The organism is Rhizobium sp. LjRoot30 (assembly GCF_964253915.1).
In the GTDB taxonomy this organism is placed as follows: Bacteria; Pseudomonadota; Alphaproteobacteria; order Rhizobiales; family Rhizobiaceae; genus Metarhizobium.
Window position 1 is genome coordinate 134,635 of record NZ_CAXUSG020000006.1, and the last position, 22,026, is coordinate 156,660.

A 22,026-nucleotide genomic window follows, 5' to 3' on the forward strand; every position below is an offset into this window, starting at 1 on the left:
GCACAAGCCACCGGCTGTTGCTTTGCAGGCCAAGTGTATTATGAGGGCTACATAAACAAGCCGGGGAGACGTGTTTTGGCCGATATCGACGCAGGTGGTCCAACGGAACTTTTGGACGAAACGGGTCTGGATTTCGAAAAACACAAAGAGTATTTCGACCACATCCGCAAGATCAACGATATCTTCTACGACCAGATCAAGATATCCGACCAGAAAGCCGCCTACATCTTTACTTTCATGCTGGCCTTCCTTGTATCGTCGAGCGAAGGACGCGGCGTATTTACCATGGAGCGTTATACCAACGGCAGCCTTCCCGGCATCATTGCTTCGGCGCTGCTTGCATCCGCTTCGGTATTCTCGATCATCTGCGCCATCTGTGTGGTCCTGCCGCGCAAGAGCACCAAGACCAGCTCGCTGTTCTGGGGCGCCTGGGGCCAGCACCGCATCGAATTCCTGCAGGCAGCGCGGATGAACGATCCCCATTATCTTTTCAACGAATATGTTTCCAACGTCGATACGCTGTCCGAGATCGCCAGGGCCAAATACAGCTTTGCCGGTTATGCCTTCCGCGGCCTCGTCGTCACCGTTCTCGCTTATGTCTTCCTGCTCGTCGCGGTCTGAGCCTCAGCCCGCAACCGGGGTGGAGAGCAACCAGAGGCCGAATACCGTATAAAGCACCATGGCCGCCGCCAGCGGCACCTGGCTGACCGCCGCCTTGAAACTGGCTCCCAGCCGTTCGACGGCGATCATATGGGCCAGCAGGATGCCGACGACATGCCCGCCGACGATCACCGATGTCTGGATCGCCCATAGCCGCGTGACGCTGTCGAGATTGCTGGTGAAGGACGTCGTGACGTGCAGGGGACCGGGGGTCCATTGCCAGCCGAGCGAAAACGGATCGGCCAGCGCCAGCACGAAATACTGGCCATTGATCAGCAGGATGGTCAGGTAATGGCTGAAATGGAAGGCGATCGAGATCGGGATCACCGAATAGACGAGATGGCCGGCCATGACGCGCAGCATCGCGCCGCCCCGAATGCCCGCCATCCGGTTGCCGAGCGCGACGGCGACATAAAAGACCGAGCCGAGCAGCAACGCCGCCCCGACCAGTCCAAAACTGTTGGCGACCGTCACGGCGCTGCGACCGGGAAATTCCAGTGGATTGATGCCGATGAAGGAGAGCCACCGGAAGGTGAAGGTGAGGCCATCGAAAGACACGCTGGAAAGTCCGAGCAGGATGAACAGTGTGGCGCTGACCGGCAGCGGCTTGCGCCGGATGCAGCCGGCACCCGGCCAGGCAAGGGCCAGGAACCGGCGGCCGGCATATCCGGGCTGGGCAATCCGCACCAGCGGCGCCAGCAGGCCGATGAACCGGAAAAAGATCGAAAAGGGTTCGCAGCGTTCCAGCCAGACAGTGCCGCCGAACAGGATCATGCCGCAGAAGGTGGCGAGCCAGTAGAGCCCGACGGCCACCGCCAGTTCCGGCGGATCCTGCGGCGACAGCGAGATCAGCTCGTACCAGGCAAACAGGAAGAACAACAGGATGGCAGGGCCATAACCGAAAGACTGCGGCAACCGAAAGAACGGCACGCGGCCAAGCTGCGTCCCGGACAAAACACGCAGCACCGCCAGCGGCCCGGTCCACGGATTGAGCCAGGGCCAGAGATTGCCGACGACGGCCTGCAGCAGGGTAAACCCCACCCACCACATCGTCCATATGGTCAGCGGCAGCAGATTGCGGAGCGGATCGTGCGTGCCGAACAGGCCGATGCCCACAAGCAAGGCAAGAAACAGGAAGGAAAGGCAGCTCAACACGGTGCGCCCGGCCATCACGGCCGGAAAGAGCGGAAGTTCTGCGGCAAACACCGCCCGCATCCAGCGTGCCGGCAGCATGGCGAGGGCGACGAAGGACAGCGCAACAACGATTGCCCCGCCTGCCTGGGCAAACCCTGTCGGCAGCAGCATCACCAGCCCGCGTTCGCTGCCATGCGCCATGGCCGAAACGGCGGAGGAAAGAAGCGCGAGCGACGCCCAGGCAACCAACGGCAGGCCGCATCTTGCCACAGAAGGGAGCATCTGCTCCCGCCGCCAGTCCGCACGCCGCACAAATCGCCTCATCAACACCCCCAAATTCATTTGCATGCGAATACAGCGAACGGACGGCCCGGACGACATCGCGGCATCAGGCATATGTGCCGGCAGCGGTTCGCGTGTGCAGGACAACAGCAAACGATACGTACACACGCATTGGCAAAATAGAACCGGCGTCAAGCCGCGAACACGTCACGATGCGGTAAAATGCCGGAATGCCGCGGGATTCCACACTGTTTTCTCCGCACGGCGCCCGTATGGTTCCTTGCCGCGGCAAGGTCGCGATCCCGCATTCCCGAACCAATGCCGCCCGGCCGGGAACACAAGGCGCCGAAGCGGCGGCCCGGCGCTGCCCGGTGCGCGCATGCCGGGCACACCATCACCACTTGTCAAGGCGGATGTCTCGTGTTCTGTTAGCGGACGAACGATCTGACACGGCATAAACAAACGGCAGACGTTCGCTTCCAGCAGAGGGAAAAAACCATGTCCAAGACAATCATTACGCCCAAGAAAGGCCTTACCAGACGCTCGACGCTGCTCGGAATGGGTGCAGCGGCCGGCGCAGGCTTGGCTTCCCAGGTCATGCCCGGTTTCGTGCGTTATTCGCAGGCCCAGACGTCAGAGCCGATCAAGATCGGCCTGCAACTGCATCGCACCGGCATCGGCGCCTCCTACGGCCGCTGGTACGAGCGCGTCACGGCCGCCGCCGTCAAGGAAATCAACGATGCCGGCGGCATCAACGGCCGGCCCGTCGAGGTCATCATCGAGGATGACGGCACCGATCCGAAGCGCGGCGCCGAAGTCGTCGAAAAATTCGCAACACAGCACAAGGTCGACCTGATCTACGGGACATTGTTCTCGCACGTCGTCATCGGCTCAGCGCCGCGCGCCGGCGAACTGAAGATGCCGTATGTCGTGGTGTCCGAAGGGTATCACGTCGCTTCCGGCGCCCTGAACCGCTACTGTTTTCAGCCCGGCATCACCGACGTGCGCTCGCAGGTCAGCGCCATGGCGCCCTGGGTGTCGCAGAACCTCGGCAAGAAGGTCACGATGATCTTCCCAGACTATGCCTTCGGCCACGACCACCGCGACTATTTCTCGGCGGCGATGAAGGCGCAGGGCGGCGAGATCGTGCAGATGATCGCCATTCCGCCGACGGAATCCTCCTTCACCCGCTACCTGCCGCAGATCCCGTCGTCGACGGAAGTGCTCTACCACGTCATGGTCGGCCCGGCCGTCCTCACCTTCGTCAAGGAACTCGGCGATTTCTACGGCTCGCAGCGGCCGCAGATCTTTGGCTTCATCGACAGCCTCGAAGCCGTCGACCTGAAGACGCCGCAGCTGGAATTCCTCGACGGCACCTATTTCTGGGAAGGCAATCCGCGGTATGCGCAGGCCAACCAGACGGAACACGACAAGTTCTACCGCGAGAAGGTCGGCGTCGATGCCAACGGCGCCAGCGCCAGCGACCCGAAGGACATCTCCACCTACGCCCACATGTTCGGCTGCTGGGAAACGCTCTACGTCATCAAGAAGGCGATGGAGATGAGCGGCTATTCCGGCCAGACCGCCAAGGACAAGCAGGGTTTCGTCGAGGCGATGGAATCGCTGACCGCCTTCGAGGAAGGCAAGGAGCACCCGCAGGGCGCAAAAACCTTCAACGGCAAGAACCACCAGGTCTATGGCAGCCAGTATATCTCCAAGGTCGCCGGCGGCCGCATGGATGTGGTGCACAAGACCGCCATCGAGGACGGCATGTACGAAGTGACGGCCGACTACACCAAGATGTCGCTCTGATGTGAGCCGACGGTTCGGACGGCGGCCCGGAAAAGCCGCCGTCCTTCCCGCCCAAGTGCGGGACTTCACAATCACCGGAGCGTGATTTTGGCCGGGCGCAGGCAAGATGCGCCGCGGCGCTGGGCGGTTTTGTTTTCGGCCGGCCGTGACCTGACCCTGTTGACGGCGGACGTCGTTTCCGGTCGGTTTGCAGGACAGGCGGACATGGCGAGAGCGGAGGATTTTCGGTTTGGATCTCGGTCCTTTTTTGATGCTGGCGACGCTGGAAGGCCTGCTGCAGGCGGCGGTGCTGACGCTGATCGCGCTCGGCCTGTCGCTGGTCTTCGGGGTGATGCGCATCGTCAACGTCGCGCATGGCGAATTCTACATGCTGGGCGCAGTGATCGCCTGGTTCGTCGCGTCGCTGCTTTCGCTGCATCCCGCCATCGGCTTTTTCCTGGCGCTGGTCATCAGTCCGCTGCTGGTCGGCGTCGTCGCTTATGGCAGCGAACGGCTGATCCTCAAGCGGCTGAAATACGATCCGGAAGCCACCATCGTCGCGACCATCGGCATGCTCTACATCATCCAGCAGGTGGTGCTGATCGGCTTCGGGCCGGATGCGCGCCCGGTGGAGGCACCCTTCTATTATCGCATTCGCCTGCCGTGGTTCGGTTATTCCGCCTATAACCTCTTCGTCATGGGTGCCGCGATCGTGCTGCTCATCGGCTGCTGGTACATCCTGACACGCACCCGCCTCGGCCTGATCATGCGCGCCACGCAATTCGACAGCGAGACGGCGCAGGCCTTCGGCATCCCGGTCGACAAGGTCTATGGCTACGTCTTCGCCGCCGGCGCCATGCTGGCCGCAATCGCGGCGGTGCTGATCGTGCCGATCCGCCAGGCGCACTACCTGATGGGGCTCGATCCGCTCTTGCTCTCCTTCATCGTCGTGATCATCGGGGGCCTCGGCAGCCTGCGCGGCACGGTGGTCGCGGCGCTGATCATCGGCCTCAGCGACGGCATCATCTCCGTGTTCTTTTCGCCGACGCTGGCGAAGATGCTCTCGACGCTCCTGGTGGCGCTTGTGCTCGTCTTCAAGCCGGAAGGCCTTTTCGGAGCGAAGGCGCGATGAGGCAACATTCGGCATTCAAGGTCGTCGGCCTGCACCTCGCCGTCATCGTCCTGTTTTTCCTGGCGCAGTTCGTGCTGCCCGAATACCACCATCTCGCCGTCACCCGCGTGATGATCCTGGCGATCTTCGCGCTCGGCTACAACCTGCTGTTCGGCTATGCCGGCCTGCTCAGCCTCGGCCATGCCTTGTTTTTCGCCGCCGGCCTCTACGGCGCCGGCCTGACGGCCTTCCATCTCGGCTGGAGCGTGCCCGCCGCCTTCTCCGCCGGCGTCGGCGCCGGCTTCTTCGCCTCGCTGGTGATCGGCGTCGTGGCGCTGCGCACCAGCGGCGTCGCCTTCATGATCGTCACCATGATGTTCTCACAGGTCGCCTATCTCGCCAGCCTCTATTTCACCACCTACACGCGGGGCGAGGAGGGGCTGGTGATGCCGGAGGCGGCGCGGCATTTCGAGCTGTTTGGCGTTACGTTCAGCCTCACCGATCCGTCGCTGCGCTACAACATCGCCTTGCTGTTGCTGTCGGTGACGTTGATCGTCATCCTGATCGTCGTGCGCGGACCGATGGGCCGGGTGCTGATCGCCATCCGCGAAAACGAACCGCGCACGCTGATGCTCGGCTACAATACCTTCGTGATCAAGCTGAAGGCCTTCGTCATCTCGGGCACCATCTCCTCGGTCGCCGGGGCCGCCTATGCGCTGCTGTTTGCCTATGTCGGTTCGTCCTTCGCCTCGATCCAGTATTCCATCGAGGCGCTGCTGTTCACGCTGCTCGGCGGCGCGGGCACGGTGCTCGGGCCGATCTTCGGCACTTTCGCGATGTTCTACCTGATCGACATCGTCAGCGGCTTTACAGCCGCCTACCTGCTGGTGACCGGCATCGCGCTGGTCGCCCTGGTTCTGTTCTTCCCGAAGGGCATTTTGGGGACCATCCGGGAAAGGTGGATGACATGGCTGCCGTGACCTTGCTCAACACGAAAGGCCTCAGCCGCCGGTTCGGCGGGCTGAAGGCGGTGCAGAACGTCGATTTCGACCTCAAGCAGGGCGAGATCCGCGCGCTGATCGGCCCGAACGGTGCGGGAAAAACCACCTTCGTCTCGCTGCTGTCGGGGCGGATCGTTCCCAGCGAAGGCCAGGTGTTTTTCGAAGGTGAGGAGGTGACCGGCGACCCCGCCTGGCGCCGCGTGCGAAAGGGCATTGCCTATACCTTCCAGATCACCAGCGTCTACGCCAAGCTCACGGCTCACGAAAACGTAGCGCTGGCGGCGCAGAGCGCCCTTAGCCGCAGCGGCGCCGTCAAGAAGAAGGACCTCGACCGCGCCATCGCCGAGGCCATCGAAAAGGTCGGTCTGTCCGACCGCGCTTATATGAAGGCCGGGGAATTGTCCTACGGGCATCAACGGCTGCTGGAGGTCGCCATGGGCCTGGCGCTGCGGCCGAAACTGCTGATGCTCGACGAGCCGACCCAGGGGCTTTCCGATGCCGAAATCGACAATTTCTGCACGCTGGTGCGCGATATCGCCCGAAATGCGACGATCCTGCTGATCGAGCACAACATGCCCGTCGTCATGCAGCTTGCCGACAGCATCACCGTATTGAATGCCGGCGAAATCCTCGCCAGCGGCACGCCGGCGGACATCCGCGCCAATCCCGCCGTGCAGGCGGCCTATCTGGGATCGTGACCATGCTCGAAATCACGGATCTGAACGTCTATCACGGCAGCAGCCGAACACTGAAGGATTTCTCCCTGGCGCTGAATGCCGGCGAGGTGCTCTGCCTGCTCGGCCGCAACGGCGCCGGCAAGACGACGGCGCTGAAATCGATCATGGGCCTGCTGCCGGCGCAATCGGGCAGCATCCGGCTCGAAGGCCGGGAACTGACCAGTCTGCGGCCCTATGAGGTGCCGAAGCAGGGTATCGGCTACGTGCCGCAGGGCCGGCGGCTGTTTTCCGAGCTGACGGTACAGGAAAACCTCGAAATCGGCCTGATGACCCGCAAGACCGGCCGCGACGTGCTGGAGAAGGCACTAGTGCTGTTTCCGAGGCTGCGGGAGCGGCTAGGGCAGGTTTCAGGCACGCTCTCCGGCGGAGAACAGCAGATGCTGGCCACCGCCCGGGCCTTGTGCATCGATCCCTCCGTCATCCTGCTGGACGAACCGACCGAGGGGCTGATGCCGTCGATGATTGCGACGATCCGCGATGTCGTGCTGCAGCTGCGCAACCAGGGCAAGGCGATCCTGCTGGTCGAACAGCGCGTCGATGCGGTGCTTTCGGTGGCAGACCGGGTGTGTTTCGTGGAAAACGGCAAGGCGCATCCGGCCCTTCCGGTTGCGGCACTGAGAGACGATCCATCCTTGCTGGAGCGTTATGTCGGCGTCAGCTGATCTTGCGCAGCAATTCCACCAGCATCATCCGTTCCGCCGTCGTCAGCGGCTTCAGCGTCTCCTCGGAAACGTCGAGGGCGGCATCGACATTGCGGGCAATCGCCTTGTGTCCTTCTTCGGTCAGCGACAGAACGAGGCGCCGTGCATCCGTCTCGTCCCGCAACGTCGTCAGCAGACCGCGCTTCGCCAGCCGGTCGACGACACCCTTGATGGTGGCGACATCCATGGCCGTCTCGCGCCCCAGCTGGTTCTGCGAGCAGGGCTGGATTTCCTTGAGTTTGCTGAGTGCCGCCCACTGCGTCGTCGTCAGCTTGTCGCCGATCAGGTTGGCGAAGATCGACACATGCCGCTGGTTTGCCTGACGGAGAAAGAAACCGATCTGTTCGTGCAGCGCATAGTCCCGTGGCTCGGCCTCGGTCTTCATTGTTTCCATTACCGTATCCGTCACTGCAATGCTGCTCCCTGGATGAACGCCGACACCCTCTGCCGGTCGCCTGGCAAGGCATGAAGAAAGCCTGCCCCATCCGTTCGTGCCGGTAGTCGAACCGGCGCGCGGATTGTTGGAAATTCTTTATGTGTTTTTCGGCCGGAAATCCAGCCTTTCGATAGAAAACTCGCCGCAACCAAGCACGAAGATAAAAATTTTCCTTTATAAACAGATAGATATTCTGAATTCCCGACATACTCCCTTTTGCATGAGATCACTTGACAGGGGACCGATCCGGTCCGATACTCGTTTGCATACAAATAAAAAAATGGGAACGATAATGCGTTACTTTTCGCCGCATAGCGCCGAGGAAGCTGTCGAGGCCCTGGCCTCCGGCCCGTTCACGATCCTGGCTGGCGGAACGGATGTCTATCCTTCGCTGCGCGACCGGCCGGCGCCTGCCGATATCCTCGACATCTCCCGCATTGCCGAACTGCGCGGCATCGAACATTCCGGCGACTGTTGGCGCTTCGGTGCAACGACGACCTGGACGGCCGTCGCCCGCGCCAAGCTGCCCCCGGCCTTCCATGGCCTGCAGGCCGCCGCACGCGAAGTCGGCTCGGCGCAGATCCAGAATGCCGGGACGATTGCCGGCAACATCTGCAATGCCTCGCCCGCCGCAGACGGCGTTCCGCCGCTGCTGTCGCTCGATGCCAGGGTGGAAATCCTTTCCCCGACCGGCCGGCGCACGGTGCCGCTTTCGGATTTTATCAAGGGTGTGCGGTCAATCGACCTTTCGCCCGGCGAACTGGTGACGGCGATCCTCATCCCCGATGTCGATGCCCGTTCCGCGTTCCTGAAACTCGGCGCCCGCCGCTATCTGGTCATCTCGATTGCCATGGTCGCCTGCACCATCGAGGCCGACGCCGATAGCCGCGTCAAGGCGGCACGGGTGGCCGTCGGCGCCTGTTCGCCGGTGGCGCGGCGTCTTCCCGACCTCGAGACAGCGCTTGTCGGCTTGCCGATGGAGGGTGGGGCACTGGCCGCCGCGGTCCGGGCCGAGCATCTTTCCGTCCTCTCCCCGATCGACGACGTTCGCGCCGACGGCGCCTATCGCCGCGAGGTGGTGGAGGAACTGGTGAAACGCGCATTGCAACAGGCACTTGGTTCCGCAAGGGAGATGGCCGCATGAACAAGGTCATTTCGCTCGATACGGCGCTGGCCGTGATGCCGATCACCCTCGAACTCAACGGCAAGTCCGTGCAAACCCATGTGCAGCCGGCCCGCCGCCTCTCCGAGGTGCTGCGCGAAGAACTGGGCTGCCGGGACGTCAAGGTCGGCTGCAATGCCGGCGATTGCGGCGCCTGCAGCGTTTTGATCGACGGTGCACCCGTCTGTTCCTGCACCACGGCAGCGGCGCAGGTCGCCGGCCGGTCGGTGGAGACGTTGCGCGGCCTCGTCGAGACCGATGCCATGGCCGCGGATCTCAAGGCCGCATTCGAAAAACACGGCGCGGCGCAATGCGGCATCTGCACGCCGGGCGTGATGGTCACGGCGGCGGCGCTGTTGCGCTCCGGCGAAGCGCTGACGGAAACCGTCGTGCAGGATGCGCTCGGCGGCGTTTTGTGCCGCTGCACGGGTTACCGCAAGATCATCGATGCCATCATGGATGCCGGCGGCGCCTTGCCTGCGCCGGCAACCGAAGAGCCGGTTGAAAACGCCGATGCCATCGTCGGTGCCTCCGTCCCCCGGCTGGACGGCCTGCCAAAGATCAGCGGCACCGAAGTGTTCGGCGACGATGCAGCACCGGCGGATGCGCTGGTGGTGCGGGTGGTGCGTTCGCCCTATCCGCATGCCGCCTTCAGCTTTGGCGATCTCGATGCCTACCGCCGCCGTCACCCCGGCATCCATCTCATCCTCACGGCCAAGGACATTCCGGGCAAGAACTGTTTCGGCGTCATTCCGCCGTTTGCCGACCAGCCGGTGTTTGCCGAAGGCATTGCCCGCTTTCGCGGCGAGGCGATTGCCGCGGTGGCTGGCGACGCGGACACCGTCAACGCGCTCGATTTCGGCCTCTTCCCGATCCTCTGGGAAGCGCGCCCGCCGGCCATGACCGTCGCGGAGGCGCTTTCCTCCGAGGCAGCCCAGTTGCATGAGGGCCGTACCGGCAACATCATGTGCCGTGGCCTGGTCAAGAAAGGCGATGTCGAGGACGGTTTTGCCAGTGCCGACATCATCGTCGAAGGCTCCTATTCCACCGGCTTCATCGAGCATGCCTATATCGAGCCGGAAGCCGGTTATGCCCTGCGCGTCGGCGACAGGCTGGAGATCTACGGCTGCACGCAGGCGCCCTTCATGGATCGCGACAGCATGGCCGAGATCATGGGCCTGGCGCCGGAGATGGTGCGTGTCGTGCCCACCGCCTGCGGCGGCGGTTTCGGCTCGAAGCTCGACATTTCCATGCAGCCCTATATGGGCCTTGCCGCCTGGATCCTGAAACGGCCGGTGCGGATCACCTACAGCCGCATCGAATCCATGCAATCGACCACCAAGCGCCATCCGAGCGCCATCAACCTGAAGATCGGCGCGACGCGCGACGGGCGGATCACCGCCTTCCATTTCCAGGGCGATTTCAACACCGGCGCCTATGCCTCCTGGGGGCCGACCGTCGCAAACCGCGTGCCGGTGCATGCCTCCGGCCCCTATCTCATCGACAACTACCTGGCGCAGAGCCGCGCCATCCACACCCATTGCCCGCCCTCCGGCGCCTTCCGCGGTTTTGGCGTGCCGCAATCGGCCGTGGCGCAGGAGCAGCTGTTCGACGAGCTCGCCTTGCAGCTCGGCATCGACCGGCTGGCGCTGCGCCGGCTCAATGCGCTGAAAAATGGCCAGCCGACCGTCACCGGGCAGATTTTCGAAACCGGCGTCGGCATTGCCGATTGTCTGGAAGCGGTGCAACCCGCCTGGGACAAAGCCTTGAGCGATGCCGCGCGGCTGAACTCCGCAGCCGAGGCAAGCGGCAGCCCCATGCGCCGGGGCGTCGGCGTTTCCTCCGGCTGGTACGGCTGCGGCAACACCTCGCTGCCCAACCCCTCGACGATCAAGGCCGGTATCCGGCCGGATGGCACCGTGGTGCTGCACCAGGGCGCCGTCGATATCGGCCAGGGGGCCAACACCGTCATCACCCAGATCTTCGCCGAAGCGCTCGGCGTGCCGCTGACGTCGGTAAAACTTCTCGGCGCCGATACCGACATCACGCCGGATGCCGGCAAGACCTCGGCCTCGCGACAGACCTATGTTTCGGGCAATGCCGCGCGCCTATGCGGCGAAGCAATGCGGGCGAAAATCCTTCGCCTCGGCAATGTGTCCGAACAGGCGCGTATCCGCATCGAAAACGGCGAGATCCATCTGATCGACGGCAGCGAACGCCGCACGGTGGCCATCGCCGAGGCGATGCCTACCAATGCCGAAGGTTACGTGCTGGTGGCGGAAGCGAGCTACGATCCGCCGACCTCGCCGCTCGACAAGAACGGGCAGGGTAACCCTTACGCCGTGTTCGGTTATGCCGTGCATGTGGTGGAGCTGGACGTCGACCTGGCGCTTGGCACGGTGAAGCTGAAAAAATTCACCGCCGCCCATGATGTCGGCAAGGCGATCAATCCGATGCTGGTCGAAGGCCAGGTGCAGGGCGGCATCGCCCAGGGCGTCGGGCTGGCGCTGATGGAGGAATTCATCCCAGGCCGCACCGAAAACCTGCACGACTACCTGATCCCCACCTTCGGCGACATTCCGCCGATCGAGACGATCATCGTCGAGACCGGCGATGCCCATGGCCCCTACGGCGCCAAGGGATTGGGGGAACATGTGCTGATCCCCACCGCACCGGCGATCCTCAATGCTATCAGGCATGCGAGCGGCGCCAAGATCCATCACCTGCCGGCCACCCCGGCGAAAGTCCGTGCCGCCATCCGCGCGGCACAGCAGAAGTAACGGAAGACGACCATGGTCAAGCTCGGCACCGAAAGTGCAGTCAACGGCAAGATCCGCTGCGACGCCTGCCCGGTGATGTGTTACATCGCCGACGGCAAGTCAGGCGCCTGCGATCGATACGCCAACATGGGCGGCGACCTGATCCGCGTCGATCCGCTCACCATCATCGAGGCGACGATCAGCGAGGGCGGCAAGGTCGTGCCTTTCCTGCCGGGCAGCGACAGCGACGAGTGGGACGGCGACCTGGTGCAGGCCAAGCGCAGCTTCGTCACCGCCGTCGGCGCCGGCACCACCTATCCGGACTACAAGCCGGCGCCGTTCATCGTCAGCCAGAAGGAACGCGGCGTCGACATGGTGACGGTCGTCACCGAAGGCATCTTCAGCTATTGCGGCGCCAAGGTGAAGATCGATACCGACCGCTTCCTCGGCCCGGAAGCCTCGGCCGTGCGCGTCGAGGGCGAGCAGATCGGCCATGTGACGACGGGCGAATACGGTTCGCAGATGCTATCGCTCGGCGGCGTGCATCACCTGACCGGCGGCTCCAAGAAGGAGGGCCGGGTGACCTGCGACGCGCTGATGCGGCTGTGCAACGGCGAGGCCGTCGAGATGGTGATCGATGGCGGCGCGCAGCTCACCGTCAAGGCGGGCGCTGCCCCGATCATCAACGGCGTCGAGGAAAAACGCATGCGGGTCGGCTGCGGCTCGGCGACGATCGGCATGTTCGCCAAGCAGTGGGCACCGTTCCTCGATGAGGTGGTGGTGGTCGACGACCACATCACCGGCGTGCTGTCCGAACACCAGGCGGGCAAACTGCTCGACGTCAAGCCGACCGGCATCAAGATCAAGGGCCGTCGCTCGACGCCCGGCCGCTATTTCCAGGTGGCCGAACCCGGCACCGGCTGGGGCGGCACGAACATCACCGATCCGCTCGATATCATCGGCGATTTCGATTCCAAGGTCGCCTATCCGGGGCTGCGGATGCTGATGGTGTCCACCACCGGCGAACAATCCGGCTATTACATTCTCGACGAAAACCTCAGGCCCATCCTGCAGACCGACCTGCCCACGGCGGTGCGGGAGACGGTGGAACTGGTCGAGGACAATTGCGAACCGGCGGTCGCCACCGTGCTGTTCATGGGCGGTGCCGGCGGCAGCCTGCGCGCCGGCGTCACCCGCAATCCGGTGCAACTGACCCGCTCGGTCAAGGATGCGATCACCTATGTCTCCTGCGGCGGCGCGCCGGCCTATGTCTGGCCGGGCGGCGGCATCACCGTCATGGCCGACGTGACGCAGATGCCGGCCAACTCCTTCGGCTACGTCCCGACACCGGCGCTGGTGGCCCCCATCGAGTTCACCATGCGGCTCGACGATTATCGCGCGCTTGGTGGTCACATGGAGGCGGTCGTGCCGATCGAGGATGCGCTGAAAGTGGCCGAACGCACGGTCGATCCGCGCGAGCACGCCCCCTGGCCGACGGAGAAGCAGAACTTCAAGTGGCGGGCCTGAGCCTTGATCGGGCCGGGCAAACGCTTCCTGCCTGATGACGAGCGGGCCGATGGCCGGCTGCATCTGCAGCACGGCCCGATCGACCTGATCATCGGCGTCGATGGCTGCGGTGACGACAGCAGGCACGCGGCTTTCTCCGCCGCGGAACAGCGTTTCCAGACGGTCCTGCAGGAACTGGTTGCCGAACTGCCGATGCTGAAAGCCGAGATGCGGGCGGATACGGCGATGCTGAAAGGCAGTGTCGCGCGGCGAATGCAGCAGGCCGTCCGACCGTTTGCCGCGACACATTTCATCACCCCCATGGCTGCCGTCGCCGGCGCGGTGGCGGACGAAATTCTCGACGCGATGCTGATGCCGTTTGCGTCAGGAGAACGGCCAGCCCGCATCTACGTCAACAATGGCGGCGATATCGCCTTGCATCTGGAGGCCGAGGCCTCGTTTCAGGTAAAGATCGCCCGCGAGGATGGCGCAACGCTCGGTTATTTCCGCGTCGAGGGGTCGAGCCCGCAGAGGGGCATCGCCACCAGCGGCCGGGGCGGGCGCAGCCTCTCCTTCGGCATCGCCGACAGCGTCACCATCCTGGCCGGCAATGCCGCCGCTGCCGATGCCGCGGCAAGCCTCGTCGGCAATGCCGTCGACCTGCCCGGCCATCCGGCCATCGAGCGTGTGCCGGCGATCGATCTTATCGATGACAGCGACCTTGGCTCTCGCCTCGTCGTGCGCGCCTGCGGCCGGCTGGCGTCGGGCGAGGTCGAAAGTGCGCTCGCCCGCGGCGTCGAGGAAGCGGACCGTTTTATCGCGGCCGGGCATATCGCCAGGGCAGCACTTTTCCTGCAGGATCAGGCGAGGATCGCGGAGGTCCCACGGGGCCTCGCGCCCTTCATCCCGCCTGATGCCCGAACCATCAGCAATGGAGCATGACAGATGCCTGAACCAAAAGTCCGCAAGCTTTTGACCGTTATCGAGGACGTCTACCACGAGGGCGGCACGCCGGTGGAAACGCCGCTGAAGCGCGGCGCCATCCTCGCGGTGATCGAAAATCCGTTCGCCGGTAGCTATCACGAGCACATCGACGGCTTCATGAAGGACCTCGAGCCGCTCGGGCTTTCGATGGCCAACAAACTGGTCGAAGCGCTTGGCGGCAGGGACAAGATCCAGGGCTACGGCAAGGGCGCCATCGTCGGGCAGGGCGGCGAACTGGAGCACGGCGCGCTCTGGCATGTACCGGGCGGTTACGCCATGCGCGGCGCGCTCGGCGATGCCAAGGCCATCGTTCCCTCGACCAAGAAGGTCGGCGGCCCTGGCGCCCGGCTGGACGTGCCGGTGACCCATATCAATGCGTCCTACGTCCGCAGCCATTTCGACGCCATGGAAGTCGGCCTTGCCGACGCGCCGCGTGCCGACGAGATCGTCGTGGCACTGGTGATGACGACCGGGTCGCGTATCCACGCCCGCGTCGGCGGGTTGCGTGCCGAAGACATCAAGGGAGAGGATGGTCTGCGATGAAAGCCGAAATCCGCAAGATTGCCGTGTTCGTCGAAGAGGTGCACAGCGAGATGGGCAAGACCATTTCGCCGCCCACCCGCAAGGCAGCCGCCGTCGCCGTCATCAAAAACCCGTTTGCGGGGCAATATGTCGAGGATCTCACCCTGCTGATGGATATCGGCGCCGAACTCGGCGGATTGCTCGGCGAAAAATGCGTTGCAGCCCTCGGCATCCTGCCGGCCCAGGCCGAAAGCTACGGCAAGGCGGCGCTGGTCGGAGAAAACGGTGAGCTGGAACATGCCGCAGCCCTCCTGCATCCTACCCTCGGCAAGCCGTTGCGCGCCGCTGTGGAAAAGGGCGCGGCCCTCGTGCCGTCGTCCAAGAAGCGGGGCGGGCCGGGGCAGGTGCTCGACATTCCACTAGGCCACAAGGATGCGGCCTATGTCCGCTCGCATTTCGATGGCATGGAAGTCAGCCTCAACGATGCACCCCGCGCCAACGAGATCATGGTTGCCGTTGCCATAACCGACAGCGGCCGGCCGCTGCCGCGCGTCGGCGGGTTGAAGACGAGCGAGATCGAGGGCAAGGACGGGCTTCGCTAAAGCATTCCGCCCAGCGGCCGGCTCGCAAACATGGCTGCGAAGGAGCTTCCCCGCAGCCATTTCCCCGGATTTTGCCACTCGGGTAACCGTAAACCGGGCCGCGGCGGTCGCCAGTCCGCGGCAAGGCCCGGCGGGCCGCCGGCGCCATGGGGTGATCCCTCATCCAGAGCCTGTCGGCATAAGCATTTGAGCTTGCTAAATTCGCCACGCCTGGATGACGGAAATTCCGAATGAACGGGCAGTCAAAAGCTTAACCATGCCAGCCGCGCACCATCGGTGCAGAGTGCATGGGGTCTTGACCTTCTGGAAATTGCCTTTAACTACTACCGCGTTTCCGCACGCCAGACATCGGCCTGCGGACAGAACCTGGTGCCGGGCCCCTCTGGCGAGAGTTTTTACGGCGCTCTCGTGATGTCGGTATCGCCTGCAAATTAGCCGGCGGATTCAAAAATCATGATCAGTCTCATCATGCGTCAACCGCGTGCCCCTCTTGGCATGGCGGATTCTGGCATTTCCTCCCGTTTCCATACCCTTGTCCTGGAGGTCCGCTCATGAGCGCCGCCACCAAGACAACCCTCAGCTACTTCAAATGGGCGTTCATCGTCACGATCACCGGCCTGATCCTCGGCGGCTGGCTCGGTTGGACCACGACCGGCACGCTTGGCGGCATGGCCACGGTGTTCTTCATCTGCGTCGTGCTTGCGGTGCTGGAAATTTCGCTCTCTTTCGACAACGCCATCGTCAATGCCAACAAGCTGAAGGACATGACGCCGGAATGGCAGCATCGCTTCCTGACCTGGGGCATTATCATCGCCGTCTTCGGCATGCGTATCGTCTTCCCGCTCGCCATCGTGGCAATCGCCGCCCAGATCGGCCCGATCGACGCGTTGCTGCTGGCCGCGGCCAATCCGGACGAATATGCCCGCATCATGACCGATGCGCACCTGCCGATCGCCGCCTTCGGCGGCACCTTCCTGATGATGGTCGGCCTCACCTACTTCTTCAACCATGAGAAAGAGGTGCACTGGATCGTCTTCATCGAAAAGCACATGGCACGCTTCTCCTCGATCAAGGGCATCGAGATCGCCGTGGTGCTGCTGACCATCCTGATCTTCGCAGCCTTGCTGGAAGGCGAAGATGCCACCACCTTCCTCTATTCCGCCATCTACGGTCTTCTGACCTTCCTGGCGGTGGAGGTGATCGGCGGCTTCCTCGACTTCTCACAGCGGACGATGAGCGAGGCGGCGCGCGGCGGTCTCGGCGCGTTCCTCTACCTCGAAGTGCTCGATGCCAGCTTCTCCTTCGACGGCGTCATCGGCGCCTTCGCGCTGACGCAGAACCTGTTCATCATCGCCATCGGCCTCGGCATCGGCGCCATGTACGTCCGCTCGATGACGATCATGCTGGTGGAAAAGGGCACGCTGGCGGAATATCGCTACCTGGAACACGGCGCCTTCTACGCCATCCTGATCCTGGCGGTGATCATGTATGTCCAGACGCTGTTCCACATCCCCGAAGTCATCACCGGCCTCGGCGGCGCGACGCTGATCGGTATCTCCTTCTGGGCCTCGATCCGCCACAACCGGCGCGAACGCGAACTGGGACATGCCCACGCAGCGGAATAAACCGGAGAAAGCCCCTCATCCGCCTGCCGGCACCTTCTCCCCGCTTGCGGGGAGAAGGGGATATGCCGCACCGTGTCTGCCATGTTCAACGCATGGGTGGGGCACGTCCCCTCTCCCCGCTAGCGGGGAGAGGGTTAGGGTGAGGGGCAAATCCGAGCGGTCCTAAATCTTCATCGCCCCCGGACCGGGGATCGCCTTCGGCGGCACCTTGCCGAGAATGATCATGCCGAGCACCTCGTCCTTGGTGACGTCTTCGGTGCGGGCATGGCCGACCACTTGGCCGTTCTTCATCACCGACACGCGGTCGGCGAGGTCGAAGACGTCGTGGATGTCGTGGCTGATCAGGAAGATGCCGATGCCTTCCTTCTTCAACTGCTTGATCAACTCGCCGACCTGTGCCGTTTCCTGCGGCCCAAGCGCTGCCGTCGGCTCGTCCATGATCAGGATGCGAGCGTCGAACAGGATGGCGCGGGCGATTGCCACAGATTGCCGCTGGCCGCCGGAGAGTGCCTTGACCGGTTCCTTGAAGCGCTTGAAGTTCGGGTTGAGCCTGCCCATCACCTCGCGTGCCTTGGCCTCCATCGCCACGTCGTCGAGCGTGCCCCAGCGGGTCTGCAGCTCGCGGCCGAGATAGAGGTTGGCGGCGGCGTCGACATTGTCGGCGACGGCAAGCGTCTGGTAGATGGTCTCGATGCCATATTTCTTGGCGTCGCGCGGATTGCGGATCTCGGCGGCCTCTCCGTTGATCAGGATCTCGCCGCTGTCGCGCTTGTAGGCGCCGGAGAGGATCTTGATCAGCGTCGACTTGCCGGCGCCGTTATGGCCGAGCAGGGCGACCACCTCGCCGGGATAGAGGTCTATCGAGGCGTTGTCGACCGCGTGGATACCGCCGAAGGAGATGGAAATGTTTCTCATTTCCACGAGTGGAGTGCGATGTTCCGTCATTGTCTGGAACTCCTCTTACTTGGCACGCGCGCGGTAGATCGTGTCGAGCCAGACGGCCATCACCAGCACGATGCCGACGACGATCCGCTGGAACGGCGTGTCGATGCCAAGCAGCACCATGCCGGACTGCAGCGACTGCATGACCAGGGCGCCCAACATGGCGCCGGCAATGGTGCCGGTGCCGCCGGCAAGCGAGGTGCCGCCGATCACGGCTGCGGCGATGGTGTAAAGCTCGTCGAGTTCGCCCTGCGCGTTGGTGGCGGCGTTGAGGCGGGCGGTGGAGATCGCGGCGGCGATGGCGCAGAGCACACCCATCAGCGTGAAGATCTTCACCGTGACCCAGCGCGTCTTGATGCCGGCCAGTTCCGCCGCCTCCGGATTGCCGCCGATGGCGAAGACGTAACGGCCGAAGCGCAGGCGCGTGGCGATGAAGGTCATGACGATGCCGACCGCAATCGCCATCAGCACCGGAATGGCGATGCCGTGGGGAATGAACAGCCCGGCTTCCGGCCACGGAATATTGTTCGCCTCGGCATATTTGCGGGCGATGTTGACCGGCCAATAGTAGCTGTTGGCTACGAAGATCGCGCCCATGACGATGGCGCAGCTCAGCACGCAGAGGAAATATTCGGCCCAGAGCGGCCGACGCGGGAAATGGAACCGCTTGCGCTGCTGGCGGGCATTGATGATGGCGACGACGATGGCCATGCAGGCGAGCGCGCCGACCACCCAGCTGGCGGTGGCGCCAATCGAACCTTCGGTACCGCCGCCCATCAGGCGGAAGCTGGCATCCATCGGCGCGACCGTCTGACCGCTGGTGACGAACCAGGTGGCGCCGCGCCAGACGAGCAGGCCGCCGAGCGTGACGATGAAGGACGGCACGTTGAGGAAGGCGATGATCGAGCCGTGCAGCGCGCCGATGGCCGCACCGATCAGCAGGCCGCCGGCCAGCGCCAGGATCCAGGTCGCGGGGTGATTAAAGCCCATCAGCTGCGGCAGGATCTGCGCCTGCAGCACGCCCATGATCATGCCGGAGAAACCGAGGATGGAGCCGACCGAAAGGTCGATGTTGCGGGTGACGATGACCAACACCATGCCCGTCGCCATGACGGCCACCGATGCGGTCTGCACCGAGAGGTTCCAGAGGTTGCGCGGCGTGAGGAACAGGCCGCCGGTCATGATGTGGAAACCGACCCAGATGATCAGCAGCGCGCCGACCATGCCGAGCAGGCGGGTATCGATTTCGGTCGCGCGGAAAAAGCGCGTTACCGGATTGGCTTCCGCCTGGCGGGCGCCGCTGGATGTGGTGGAATGTAGCGTATCGGCCATCTTCTTTGCCGTTCCCCCCATTTTGGACGCTGGCAGGCGAACAGGAAAAACCATCATCGCCAACGCCGCCGCGCCATTTCATCATTAGATAGGCCAGGGCAATCGAACTGCCAGCACACGCTCTGCGTGATGGCGCTTCCCATACGATCCGACGCTGCAACGGGGCGCTGCAGCGTCGGCAATTCGATCAGCCTGGGCGATCGCTCTTAGTTGCAGGCAGCCACGGAGCCGGCCTTGACGCCCTGGCAAGCTTCGTCCTTGCTGATCCAGCCGGCATCGATGACAACGTTGAGGTTGTCCTTGGTGATCGGCAGCGGAGCGAGGAAGACCGACTTCATTTCAGCGCCCTTCGGGCCACCCGTGAAGGTGGTGACGTTGGCGATTTCGTCCATCTTCTTGCCGCCGGCCAGCGCCAGGGCGATCTCTGCGGCATTCTTGCCGAGTTCACGCGAGTCCTTCCAGACGGAAACGGTCTGGGTGCCGAGCGCGACGCGGTTCAGCGCTGCCTTGTCGGCATCCTGGCCGGACACCGGAACGGAACCGGCAAGGCCCTGGGCGTCGAGGGCGGCAATCGCACCGCCGGCCGTGCCGTCGTTGGAAGCCACGACCGCATCGACCTTGTTGTCGTTGGCGGTCAGGAACTGCTCCATGTTCTTCTGGGCATTTTCCGGCTTCCAGCCATCGGTGTAGGCTTCGCCGACATTCTTGATCTTGCCGGCGTCGATGGCTTCCTTCAGGACTTCGACCTGACCGGAGAACAGGAAGTCCGCATTCGGGTCGGACGACGAACCCTTGATGAAGACGTAGTTGCCTTCAGGCTTGGCCTTGAAGACTTCGCGCGCCTGCATGCGGCCGACTTCCTTGTTATCGAAGGTGATGTAGAAGGCGGCCGGGTTTTCGATCAGGCGGTCGTAACCGACGACCGGGATGCCTTCCGCGGTGGCCTTTTCGATGGCCGGGCCGATGGCGTCAGAATCCTGCGCCAGAACGATGAGGGCGTTTGCGCCCTGCGAGATCAGCGATTCGACGTCGGTCAGCTGCTTGGCAGCGGAAGACTGGGCGTCGGCGGAAATGTACTTTGCGCCGGCAGCCTCAAGCGCCTTCTTGATGGCGGCTTCGTCGGTCTTCCAGCGCTCTTCCTGGAAATTCGACCAGGAAACGCCGACCACCAGATCGGCGGCAACCGCTGCGGAATGCATGGTGACGACGATGGCCGCGCCGGCCATCAGCTTCAGAAACGAATTCATTGTGTCCTCCCAAGTGACATGCGGCCGGGCGCACATGGTCTCCCCGCTGCCGCTCCCAACAAGCTGTCGAAACCTCCAAAAAGTTTTTTCTCGACAGTCGAGAAATTAGATGTCAGAGATTTTCGAGGCTGTCAACACGGCAATTCCGCGATGTCGGACGGCTGTTCTTGCTCTCGGAGGAGCGTTACAGAAGGGGGCGGCAAGCCGTCCGCATGCAAGGCCAGGGAGCGCGTCATACTGACGAAATCGAGCACGGAACTGGTACGCCAGCAGAACAGCATGCTTGTGCTGTCTGCCTTGCGGCGCCATGGCCGGCTGGCACATACGGAGATTTCCGATCAGACGCGGCTTGCCTCTGCAACGGTCTCGGCGATCACCGCCGACCTTGAACGGGCGCAGCTGATCGAGCGCACGGAAGTGCAGCCGGTCGGCGGCCGGGGGCGGCCCCGCGTGCTTTTCGAGCAGCGTCGCGACTGCGCCTATCTTGCCGTCGTGGTGGTCTCGTCCGATGCCGTGCAATATTCCCTTGTCGATTATTCCGGTCGGCTGATCGACCGGTTCTCGGAGCTTCGTCCGTCCGTTGCCGGCGCCGACCTGTTTGCCCGCGCGGTGCGCGATGGTCTCGACCGGCTGGCCGGGCGAGCACGCATCGAGCGCGACCGTATCGTCGTCATCTCGATCAGCAGCAAGGGCATCGTCGACCCCGGGCGCCCCGTGCTCATCTGGTCGCCGGTCCTCGGCGCCGACCGGCTCGATTTTTCCACCGCCTTGCGGCCGGACTGGCAGGCCGAGATCATGCTGGCCAACGAAACCCTGCTGGTGGCAAGCGCGCTCGGCACGACGATGGAGAAAGGCGATCTTCATCCCGGTTTCCGCTCGCTGGCGGCCCTGTCGCTGGGCCACAGCATCGGCCTCGGCATCGTATCGAAGAGCGGTGCGGACCATCACGTCAGCGCGCTCAACTTCGGCCACATGCTGCACATGCCCGATGGCGCCTTGTGTCGCTGTGGCTCGCGCGGCTGCATCGAAGCCTATGCCGGTTTTTATGCCGTGCTGCGCGGCGCCTTCGAGGTGCCGACGGACACCATTCCGGCGAAATTCGTGCCGCTGGCCGAGATGGACAAGATCGCCGCCAGCGCCCGCCAGGGCAACCGCATTGCGTCTTTTGCCTTTCGGCAGGCCGGGCTTGCCCTCGGCAACGGGCTTGCCCGCATGTTCAGCCTGCACGACCGCATGCCGGTGGTGCTGACCGGGCCGGGAACACGCTATTTCGACCTGCTGCAGAAGGGAATGGAAGAGGGGCTGTCGCAATCGCAGATCGTTCGCCTGGAGGGAATGCCGCCGCTTTCGGTGGCGGCCGACGAGCAGAATCTCGTCTTCCAGGGCCATCTCAACCGGGCGCTGGCCGCCATAGACCGCTCGGTTCTCGGCCTCCGCCCGCGTGCCGCCATTGCCTCCTGAGCCGCATTTGCCTGTTTCCGGCGTGCATAAG

General features: G+C 63.6%; 19 protein-coding genes. 14 read left to right on the plus strand and 5 right to left on the minus strand.

All coding sequences use genetic code 11. From position 1 onward, the window contains the following. Window positions 1-111 precede the first annotated feature (111 nt). Window positions 112-621, plus strand: a complete 510-nt coding sequence (locus tag ACSQ3I_RS14230; protein ID WP_436000229.1) for a Pycsar system effector family protein — start codon at window positions 112-114, stop codon at window positions 619-621. Between the two features lie 3 nt (window positions 622-624). Here ACSQ3I_RS14230 and ACSQ3I_RS14235 read toward each other — a convergent pair whose 3' ends face one another. Continuing rightward, on the minus strand, window positions 625-2,076 hold the full coding sequence (locus ACSQ3I_RS14235) for a hypothetical protein (RefSeq protein WP_435999897.1): 1,452 nt from the start codon (window positions 2,074-2,076) through the stop codon (window positions 625-627). A gap of 498 nt (window positions 2,077-2,574) precedes the next feature. Between ACSQ3I_RS14235 and ACSQ3I_RS14240 the strand changes: the two genes are divergently transcribed. The 5 genes from ACSQ3I_RS14240 (at window position 2,575) to ACSQ3I_RS14260 (ending at window position 7,378) form a co-directional block, all read left to right on the plus strand. Further along, entirely contained in the window at window positions 2,575-3,888 is a 1,314-nt protein-coding gene (locus ACSQ3I_RS14240; protein ID WP_435999899.1) for an ABC transporter substrate-binding protein, read from the plus strand. Between the two features lie 229 nt (window positions 3,889-4,117). Next, window positions 4,118-4,999 (plus strand): branched-chain amino acid ABC transporter permease, encoded by an 882-nt coding sequence (locus tag ACSQ3I_RS14245; RefSeq protein ID WP_435999900.1) that lies wholly within the window; start codon window positions 4,118-4,120, stop codon window positions 4,997-4,999. Beyond that, the gene (locus ACSQ3I_RS14250; protein WP_435999902.1) at window positions 4,996-5,958 is read left to right on the plus strand and encodes a branched-chain amino acid ABC transporter permease; all 963 of its coding nucleotides are present in this window, start codon (window positions 4,996-4,998) and stop codon (window positions 5,956-5,958) included. Before ACSQ3I_RS14245 ends, ACSQ3I_RS14250 begins: the two co-directional genes overlap by 4 nt. Continuing rightward, window positions 5,946-6,677 carry an ABC transporter ATP-binding protein gene (locus ACSQ3I_RS14255; protein WP_435999904.1) on the plus strand — a complete coding sequence of 244 codons (732 nt, stop codon included), beginning with the start codon at window positions 5,946-5,948 and terminating at the stop codon, window positions 6,675-6,677. Before ACSQ3I_RS14250 ends, ACSQ3I_RS14255 begins: the two co-directional genes overlap by 13 nt. 2 nt (window positions 6,678-6,679) lie before the next feature. Next, entirely contained in the window at window positions 6,680-7,378 is a 699-nt protein-coding gene (locus ACSQ3I_RS14260; RefSeq protein ID WP_435999906.1) for an ABC transporter ATP-binding protein, read from the plus strand. On the opposite strand, the gene ACSQ3I_RS14265 is transcribed toward ACSQ3I_RS14260, so the two are convergent. After that, entirely contained in the window at window positions 7,371-7,811 is a 441-nt protein-coding gene (locus tag ACSQ3I_RS14265; protein ID WP_435999908.1) for a MarR family winged helix-turn-helix transcriptional regulator, read from the minus strand. The genes ACSQ3I_RS14260 and ACSQ3I_RS14265 overlap by 8 nt on opposite strands. A 334-nt stretch (window positions 7,812-8,145) precedes the next feature. Between ACSQ3I_RS14265 and ACSQ3I_RS14270 the strand changes: the two genes are divergently transcribed. The 7 genes from ACSQ3I_RS14270 (at window position 8,146) to ACSQ3I_RS14300 (ending at window position 17,013) form a co-directional block, all read left to right on the plus strand. Next, window positions 8,146-8,997: an FAD binding domain-containing protein gene (locus ACSQ3I_RS14270; protein ID WP_435999910.1), complete on the plus strand. Its 852-nt coding sequence runs from the start codon at window positions 8,146-8,148 to the stop codon at window positions 8,995-8,997. Continuing rightward, window positions 8,994-11,795: a molybdopterin-dependent oxidoreductase gene (locus ACSQ3I_RS14275; protein ID WP_435999912.1), complete on the plus strand. Its 2,802-nt coding sequence runs from the start codon at window positions 8,994-8,996 to the stop codon at window positions 11,793-11,795. Before ACSQ3I_RS14270 ends, ACSQ3I_RS14275 begins: the two co-directional genes overlap by 4 nt. 12 nt (window positions 11,796-11,807) lie before the next feature. Next, entirely contained in the window at window positions 11,808-13,301 is a 1,494-nt protein-coding gene (locus ACSQ3I_RS14280) for a 6-hydroxynicotinate reductase (RefSeq protein WP_435999914.1), read from the plus strand. A gap of 3 nt (window positions 13,302-13,304) precedes the next feature. Continuing rightward, entirely contained in the window at window positions 13,305-14,222 is a 918-nt protein-coding gene (locus ACSQ3I_RS14285; RefSeq protein WP_435999916.1) for a UPF0280 family protein, read from the plus strand. Window positions 14,223-14,225: 3 nt separating this feature from the next. Next, entirely contained in the window at window positions 14,226-14,807 is a 582-nt protein-coding gene (locus ACSQ3I_RS14290) for an amino acid synthesis family protein (RefSeq protein WP_435999917.1), read from the plus strand. Then, window positions 14,804-15,388 (plus strand): amino acid synthesis family protein, encoded by a 585-nt coding sequence (locus ACSQ3I_RS14295; RefSeq protein ID WP_435999919.1) that lies wholly within the window; start codon window positions 14,804-14,806, stop codon window positions 15,386-15,388. Before ACSQ3I_RS14290 ends, ACSQ3I_RS14295 begins: the two co-directional genes overlap by 4 nt. Before the next feature lie 551 nt (window positions 15,389-15,939). Then, window positions 15,940-17,013, plus strand: coding sequence for a DUF475 domain-containing protein (locus tag ACSQ3I_RS14300; protein ID WP_435999920.1), 1,074 nt, complete (start codon window positions 15,940-15,942; stop codon window positions 17,011-17,013). A gap of 162 nt (window positions 17,014-17,175) precedes the next feature. On the opposite strand, the gene ACSQ3I_RS14305 is transcribed toward ACSQ3I_RS14300, so the two are convergent. The 3 genes from ACSQ3I_RS14305 to xylF all read right to left on the minus strand — a co-directional run bounded on the left by ACSQ3I_RS14305 (window position 17,176) and on the right by xylF (window position 20,534). Next, the gene (locus ACSQ3I_RS14305) at window positions 17,176-17,958 is read right to left on the minus strand and encodes an ATP-binding cassette domain-containing protein (RefSeq protein ID WP_435999922.1); all 783 of its coding nucleotides are present in this window, start codon (window positions 17,956-17,958) and stop codon (window positions 17,176-17,178) included. 15 nt (window positions 17,959-17,973) lie between these two features. Continuing rightward, window positions 17,974-19,287 (minus strand): sugar ABC transporter permease, encoded by a 1,314-nt coding sequence (locus tag ACSQ3I_RS14310; protein ID WP_435999924.1) that lies wholly within the window; start codon window positions 19,285-19,287, stop codon window positions 17,974-17,976. 206 nt (window positions 19,288-19,493) lie between these two features. Further along, window positions 19,494-20,534 (minus strand): D-xylose ABC transporter substrate-binding protein, encoded by a 1,041-nt coding sequence (gene xylF / locus ACSQ3I_RS14315; RefSeq protein WP_435999926.1) that lies wholly within the window; start codon window positions 20,532-20,534, stop codon window positions 19,494-19,496. A gap of 234 nt (window positions 20,535-20,768) precedes the next feature. Between xylF and ACSQ3I_RS14320 the strand changes: the two genes are divergently transcribed. Continuing rightward, window positions 20,769-21,995: an ROK family protein gene (locus ACSQ3I_RS14320; RefSeq protein ID WP_436000231.1), complete on the plus strand. Its 1,227-nt coding sequence runs from the start codon at window positions 20,769-20,771 to the stop codon at window positions 21,993-21,995. Window positions 21,996-22,026: the final 31 nt, after the last annotated feature.